This is a genomic window from uncultured Oscillibacter sp. (assembly GCF_910579365.1).
In the GTDB taxonomy this organism is placed as follows: domain Bacteria; phylum Bacillota; class Clostridia; order Oscillospirales; family Oscillospiraceae; genus Oscillibacter.
The window spans coordinates 1-6,940 of record NZ_CAJTUX010000101.1 but is presented as its reverse complement, the minus strand read 5'-3'; the positions used below and the strand labels follow the sequence as shown (position 1 = coordinate 6,940).

At 66.4% G+C, this 6,940-nt stretch carries 2 protein-coding genes and 2 pseudogenes; 3 read left to right on the top strand and 1 reads right to left on the bottom strand.

Annotated elements, in window-relative coordinates; all coding sequences use genetic code 11:
• Positions 1-467 (top strand): annotated as a pseudogene (locus QZ329_RS14390) (DNA-directed RNA polymerase subunit beta); the annotation flags it as partial.
• A 54-nt stretch (positions 468-521) separates the two neighbouring features.
• Positions 522-4,385 carry a DNA-directed RNA polymerase subunit beta' gene (gene rpoC / locus QZ329_RS14385; protein ID WP_295753694.1) on the top strand — a complete coding sequence of 1,288 codons (3,864 nt, stop codon included), beginning with the start codon at positions 522-524 and terminating at the stop codon, positions 4,383-4,385.
• A 114-nt stretch (positions 4,386-4,499) separates the two neighbouring features.
• Here the strand turns inward: rpoC and QZ329_RS14380 are convergent, their stop codons facing one another.
• Positions 4,500-6,017 carry a YifB family Mg chelatase-like AAA ATPase gene (locus QZ329_RS14380; protein WP_295753693.1) on the bottom strand — a complete coding sequence of 506 codons (1,518 nt, stop codon included), beginning with the start codon at positions 6,015-6,017 and terminating at the stop codon, positions 4,500-4,502.
• Between the two features lie 375 nt (positions 6,018-6,392).
• Between QZ329_RS14380 and QZ329_RS14375 the strand changes: the two are divergent.
• A pseudogene (locus tag QZ329_RS14375) lies at positions 6,393-6,940 on the top strand (pyruvate:ferredoxin (flavodoxin) oxidoreductase); the annotation flags it as partial.

Genomic DNA, 6,940 nt, shown 5'->3' with positions numbered 1-6,940 from the left:
TGGGCGGCAAGGCCCAGTTCGGCGGCCAGCGCTTCGGCGAGATGGAGGTCTGGGCCCTGGAGGCTTACGGCGCGGCCTATACCCTCCAGGAGATTCTGACCGTGAAGAGCGACGATGTGACGGGCCGCGTCCGCACCTACGAGGCCATCGTCAAGGGCCACAACGTGCCCCAGCCCGGCGTGCCCGAGTCCTTCAAGGTTTTGGTGAAGGAGCTCCAGTCCCTGTGCCTGGACATCCAGGTGCTGGACGCCCAGGGCAACCCCATCGAGCTGCGGGAGGACGAGGACGCCATGGATACCTTCAACCTCGCCCGGATGGACGCCGACGACGAGCGGAGCCGCAGCGCCTTTAACGAGGAGATGGAGGCGGAATTCCAGGAGTCCGGCTATGACATCGAGGACGCCCCCGACGACGCGGGCGCGGACATCGGCGCCGGGTTTGACGAGGAAGACGAGGACGACGAATGATGCGTTCGTTAAATACAGCCGTATATCCGGCGCATTGAAGGAGGAACGCGTACTATGACCGAAAACAGAACCGGCGGAAACATCGCCTTTGACGCGATCAAGATCGGCATGGCCTCTCCGGAGCAGATTCGGGAGTGGTCCTATGGCGAGGTGAAGAAGCCGGAGACCATCAACTACCGCACGCTGAAGCCGGAGCGGGACGGGTTGTTCTGCGAACGCATTTTCGGGCCCACCAAGGACTGGGAGTGCCACTGCGGCAAGTATAAAAAGATTCGTTACAAGGGAAAAATCTGCGACCGCTGCGGCGTGGAAGTCACCCGGGCCAAGGTCCGCCGGGAGCGGATGGGCCACATCGAGCTGGCCACCCCCGTCAGCCACATCTGGTATTTCAAGGGCATCCCCTCCCGGATGGGGCTGCTGCTGGACATCAGTCCCCGCATCCTGGAGAAGGTGCTGTACTTTGCCAACTATATCGTCACGGACCCCGGCGAGACGCCCCTGAGCAAAAACCAGATTCTCTCCGAAAAGGAGTACCGGGACTACCGGGAGAAGTATGAGGACGACTTCCAGGCCGGCATGGGCGCGGAGGCCGTGAAAACGCTTTTGATGGACGTGGACATGGACGCCCTGTCCCAGCAGCTCCACGCGGAGCTGAAGGGGGCCTCCGGCCAGAAGAAGGCCCGCATTGTCAAGCGGCTGGAGGTGGTGGACGCCTTCCGCCTCTCCGGGAACAAGCCGGAGTGGATGATCATCGACGTGCTGCCCGTCATTCCTCCGGAGCTGCGGCCCATGGTCCAGCTGGACGGCGGCCGGTTCGCCACCTCCGACTTGAACGACCTCTACCGCCGGGTCATCAACCGGAACAACCGCCTCAAGCGGCTCATCCAGCTCAACGCGCCGGACATCATCGTCCGCAACGAGAAGCGGATGCTCCAGGAGGCGGTGGACGCCCTTATCGACAACGGCCGCCGGGGCCGGGCCGTCACCGGGGCCAACAACCGGGCCCTCAAGTCCCTCTCGGACCTCCTCAAGGGCAAGCAGGGCCGCTTCCGCCAGAACCTTCTGGGCAAGCGGGTGGACTATTCGGGCCGGTCCGTTATCGTGGTGGGACCGGAGCTGAAGATCTACCAGTGCGGCGTGCCCAAGGAGATGGCCGTGGAGCTGTTCCGCCCCTTCATCATGAAAAAGCTGGTGGAGGACGGCACCGCCAACAACATCAAGTCCGCCAAGAAGATGGTGGACAAGGGCGTCACCGAGGTGTGGGACGCTCTGGATGTCATCATCAAGGACCATCCCGTCATGCTCAACCGCGCCCCCACCCTCCACCGCCTGGGCATCCAGGCCTTCGAGCCGGTGCTGGTGGACGGACGGGCGCTGAAGCTCCACCCCCTGAACTGCACGGCCTTCAACGCCGACTTTGACGGCGACCAGATGGCCATTCACGTCCCCCTCAGCGCCGAGGCCCAGGCCGAGGCCCGGATTCTGATGCTCTCCGCCAACAACCTCCTCCGTCCCCAGGACGGCGGGCCGGTCACCGTGCCCACCCAGGACATGGTGCTGGGCAGCTACTACCTGACCATGGACCGCATGGGCAGCGCCGAGCGGGGCGCGGCGGAGGTCTGGTGCGTGGACGCGGGAGACACGAATCTCACCGCCGGGGGCCCGGTAAACGCCGACGAGTTTCTGGCCGCCAACGAGGCCATTGACGCGGAGAATAAGGAGGCCCAAAAGACCGGCGCGCCGGAAAAGCGCCGGGCCGCCTACAAGCCCCTGCGGGTCTATGCCGACGAGGACGAGGCCCTTATGGCCTATAACGAGGGGGTCATCGGCCCCCACTGCCCCATCCTGGTCCGCCGGACCCAGGAGGTGGAGGGGCAGACCTACACCCGCATCGTGGAGATCACCCCGGGCCGGATCATCTTCAACCACAACATCCCCCAGGACCTGGGCTTTGTGGACCGCAGCGACCCCGCCCACATCTGCGACTACGAGATCACGGAGACCTGCGGCAAAAAGCAGCTGGGGCGGATCGTGGACCGGACCATCAACAAGCACGGCTTCACCGCCGCCGCCGAAGTGCTGGACGCCATCAAGGCCACGGGCTATAAATACTCCACCCAGGCGGCCATTACCGTCTCCATCGCCGACATGACCATTCCCCCCAAGAAGTACGAGATGGTCCGGGATACGGAGCAGAAGGTTCTGGACATCGAGACCCAGTACAAGATGGGCTTCATGACCGACCAGGAGCGCTACCGCAACGTGGTGCAGGAGTGGGAGAAGACCACCGACGACGTCTCCGACGCCCTGCAAAAGAACCTGGACCGCTACAACCCCATCTTCATGATGGCGGACTCCGGCGCCCGAGGCTCCATGAAGCAGATCCGCCAGCTGGCGGGCATGCGGGGCCTGATCGCCAACACCGCCGGCAGAACCATCGAGATTCCCATCAAGGCCAACTACCGGGAGGGACTGACGGCGCTGGAGTACTTCATCTCCAGCCGCGGCGCCCGAAAGGGCCTGGCGGACACCGCCCTGCGGACCGCCGACTCCGGGTACCTGACCCGCCGGATGGTGGACGTCTCCCAGGAGGTCATCATCCGGGAGGAGGACTGCCGCGTCACCCACGGCATCAAGGTCTCCGAGATCAGCGAGAACGGGCAGGTCATTGAAAAGCTGTCCGACCGGCTCCGGGGCCGCTTCCTGGTGGACGACGTGGTGGACCCGGCCACCGGCGAGGTGCTTCTGAGCAGCGCCGAGATGATGAAGGGCGACCCGGAGGCCAAGCTGCTGGAGAGCCGGAAGTGGGTCCAGAAGAACATCCGCCCCGGCGACCAGTGCGAGTTCGACCCCGCCGGGGACCCGGACAAAAAGCCCACGGTGATGATCCGCACCGTTCTGACCTGCAAGGCCCCCAGCGGCGTGTGCGCCAAGTGCTACGGCATGAACCTGGCCACCTCCCGCCCCGTGGGCCCCGGCGAGGCCGTGGGCATCATCGCCGCCCAGTCCATCGGCGAGCCCGGCACCCAGCTGACCATGCGTACCTTCCACACCGGCGGTCTGGCCGGCGGGGACATCACCCAGGGTCTTCCCCGTGTGGAGGAGCTGTTCGAGGCCCGGAAGCCCAAGCGGATGGCCACCCTCTCCGAGATCGGCGGCACGGTCCGCTTTGAGGAGGCCACCAAGGGCAGCCTCCTGAACATCATCATCACCGCCCCCGACGGGGATACCCGGACCTACGCCGTGCCCCACACGGGCCTCCAGGTCAGGGACGGCGACGTTATCGAAGCGGGCCGCCAGCTGACCTACGGCGCGCTGAACCCCCACGACGTGCTCCGCATCCGGGGCGCGGACGCGGTGTACAACTACCTCATCCAGGAGGTCCTGCGGGTGTACCGCCAGCAGGGCGTGGACATCAACGACAAGCACATTGAGGTCATTGTCCGCCAGATGATGCGCAAGGTCCGCCTGGAGGACGCCGGGGACACGAACCTTCTGGACGGGTCCATGGTGGACGTGCTGGAGCTGGAGAACGCCAACGACGAGATCGACCGCCGGAACGCCGCCGGAGAGCGGCGGGAGGACGGCGAGCCTCTCCGCCACGCCGAGGGCACCCAGCTGCTGATGGGCATCACCAAGGCGTCCCTGGCCACGGACTCCTTCCTCTCCGCCGCCTCCTTCCAGGAGACGACGAAGGTGCTGACGGAGGCCGCCATCAAGGGCAAGAGCGACCGCCTGGCGGGCTTGAAGGAGAACGTCATCATCGGCAAGCTGATTCCCGCCGGAACAGGCCTCCAGGCCTATCACGCCGAGGCGGAGAAGCTGATTCCCGAGGCGGAGGAGGAGCGCGAGGAGCCCATCATCCTGGGGAACGCCGTCAGCGAAGCGGCGGAGACCGCCCCCCTTTCCGTGGACTGAGCATGCAGGAACACAAGAAACCCGGAGCCCCTTGCGGGGCCCCGGGTTTTTCATGCGGGCGAAACCGTTTTTGCGGCCCGGGCGTCTATCGCCTGGGCCTCTTCGCGCGGCTTTTCAGCCCCGCAAAATGTCCGTGTTCCGGTATTGGATCGCCTCCGCCAGATGGGGCGCGCCGATGTCCGCCGCCCCGTCCAGGTCGGCGATGGTCCGGGCCACCCGGAGGATGCGGTCATGGGACCGGGCCGTCAGGCCCATGCGCTGGAAGGCGTTTTTCATCAGCGTTTCCCCGGCGGCGTCCAGGCGGCAGAACGCTCCCATCTGAGCTGGGGTAATCTGGGCGTTGCAGGCCGCGCCGCTGCCCGCCAGCCGCTCCGCCTGAATGGCCCGGGCCGCGTCCACCCGGGCCTTGACCTGGGCGGAGGACTCCGGCGTCTCCCGGCGGCGCATGGCTTCGTACTCCACGGAGGGCACCGTCACATGGAGGTCGATCCGGTCCAGCAGGGGGCCGGAGATCTTCTCCACATACCGCTCCCGGTCCCGCTGGGAGCAGGTGCACCGCCGGTCCGGGTGGCCCCGCCAGCCGCAGCGGCAGGGGTTCATGGCGCAGATGAGCTGGAATCGGGCGGGCAGGCGCAGAGTGCCCCCGGCCCGGGAGACCGTCACCTCCCCGTCCTCCAGAGGCTGGCGGAGAACCTCCAGCGCGTCCCGGCGGAACTCCGGCAGCTCGTCCAGAAAGAGGACGCCGTTGTGGGACAGGGAGATTTCCCCGGGCCGCATGGCGGGCCCGCCGCCGGTGAGGGCGGAGGCGGAGACGGTGTGATGGGGGCTGCGGAAGGGGCGGCGGGCCAGCAGGGGGCGCCCTGGGTCCGTCAGCCCCGCCACGGACCACACGCCGGAGGCGTCCAGAGCCTCCTCCCGGCTCATGTCCGGCAGGATGGAGGGCAGGCGCTTGGCCAGCATGGACTTTCCCGCCCCGGGGGACCCGATCATAAGCAGGTTGTGCCCCCCGGCGGCGGCGATCTCCAGGGCCCGCTTCACATTCTCCTGACCCATCACGTCCCGGAGGTCCAAAAGGCCCGCCTCGTCCTCCTCCGGGGTCCAGGCCGGGGCGGGGGAGAGGAGGGCCTCCCCCCGGAGGTGGGCCGCCAGGTCCCCCGCGTCCGAAACGCCGTAGACCGTCAGCCCTCCGGCCAGGGTGGCCTCGGCGGCGTTGTCCGCCGGGACGAAGAGCTGCCGGACCCCCGCCCGCTCCGCCGCCAGGGCCATGGGCAGCACCCCGGCCACGCGCCGCAGGGTCCCGCTGAGGGACAGCTCCCCCAGGAAGGCCGCGTCCGCCGGAGGCGCCGGCAGGTCGCCTCCGGCCGCCAGCAGCCCGACGAAGATGGGCAGGTCGTAGAGCGTGCCCGCCTTCTTCTGTCCCGCCGGGGCCAGATTCACGGTGATGCGGCTGACGGGGAACTTGGCCCCGCAGTTTTTGATTGCCGCCCGGACCCGCTCCCGGGCCTCCCGGACGGCGGCGTCCGGCAGACCCACAATGTCAAAGGCGGGGAGGCCGCCGGAGAGAAAGCACTCGGCGCTGACCTCGTAGCCCGAGACGCCGTTCAAGCCGAGAGAACGTACGGTGACGACCATAAGATAAAAACCTCCTGTGTGGGGTGGGGCGGCCTCATCCGGCCGCCTCAAAGGAGACGGATACAGGCGGCGCAGAGCAGGGAGGAACGATGTGCCGGCCGCATCTGCCGGGGGGTGTTGGTATTTTCAGTATAGCACCTGCGGCAAAAGGTTTCAAGTACCTGCGCCCAGGCGGAGGGGCGGCGCAGGCAGGCGGAACTTTTGCCCGTCAAGAATACGCGGGAAAATTTGTGCAAAAAATAACAAAGCGGCGGTTTACACCGGCGAACCGCCGTGTTATAATAAAACCGCATGGGGTTCGGAAGGAGAGCGTTCCGCCCCCTGTCTTGGAGAGATTGCCGTCCCCCGGGCGGCGAATTTACAGGAGGTAAGTTTATGGCAAGAAAGTTCAAGTCCATGGACGGAAATAACGCGGCTGCGTATGTCAGCTACGCGTTTACCGAGGTGGCGGGCATCTATCCCATCACCCCGTCTTCGCCCATGGCAGACTTGGTGGACCAGTGGGCTGCCGCTGGTCAGAAAAACATCTTCGGCACCACCGTGAAGGTCTGCGAGATGCAGTCCGAGGCCGGCGCCTCCGGCACGGTCCACGGTTCCCTCGCCACCGGCGCGATGACCACCACTTACACCGCTTCTCAGGGCCTGCTGCTGATGATCCCCAACATGTACAAGATCGCCGGCGAGCTGCTGCCCTGCGTGTTCCATGTGTCCGCCCGTACCGTGTCCAGCCACGCGCTGAACATCTTCGGCGACCACTCCGACGTTATGGCCTGCCGCCAGACCGGCTTCGCCATGCTGGCCGAGGGCAACGTGCAGGAGGTCATGGACCTGGCCGCCGTGGCCCACCTGGCCGCCATCGAGGGCCGTGTGCCCTTCCTGAACTTCTTCGACGGCTTCCGCACCTCCCACGAGATCCAGAAGGT

Coding starts and splice junctions, on each gene's coding strand:
- rpoC (WP_295753694.1), top strand. CDS start 522: ATGACCGAAAACAGAACCGGCGGAAACATCGCCTTTGACGCGATCAAG.
- QZ329_RS14380 (WP_295753693.1), bottom strand. CDS start 6,017: ATGGTCGTCACCGTACGTTCTCTCGGCTTGAACGGCGTCTCGGGCTAC.